The sequence below is a fragment of the Flavobacterium xizangense genome, from assembly GCF_054075145.1.
Genome location: NZ_JBSIPG010000059.1, coordinates 1 through 287, shown reverse-complemented (window position 1 = coordinate 287; position 287 = coordinate 1). Strand labels below are relative to the sequence as shown.

The following is a 287-nucleotide window of genomic DNA, read 5'->3' as shown; positions in this document are numbered from 1 at the left end:
TAATAAAATCCTGCGACTGCACTGTACACTGAAATAATACAATTAGCAGATATAATAGCTTTTTCATAATTTATTGTACTTCAAATGAAACTTTTTCTCCTTTAGAACTGCATCCGCCAATCCACAAATCAAACTTTCCTGGCTCTACTTTTTTCTTCATATCTATTCCGTAAAAAGCAAGGTCTTCCATTTTTAATTCGAATGTTATCTTTTTACTTTCTCCCGATTCTAATTCAATTCTTTTAAAACCTTTTAATTCTTTAACTGGTAAAGCAATCGAAGCCGAA

At 31.0% G+C, this 287-nt stretch carries 1 protein-coding gene; it reads right to left on the bottom strand.

Features of this window, described 5'->3' with window-relative positions; all coding sequences use genetic code 11:
• Positions 1-70: 70 nt before the first annotated feature.
• Positions 71-287: fibronectin type III-like domain-contianing protein (locus ACWA1B_RS22510; RefSeq protein WP_456910821.1), on the bottom strand; the 217-nt coding region annotated here is incomplete at its 5' end.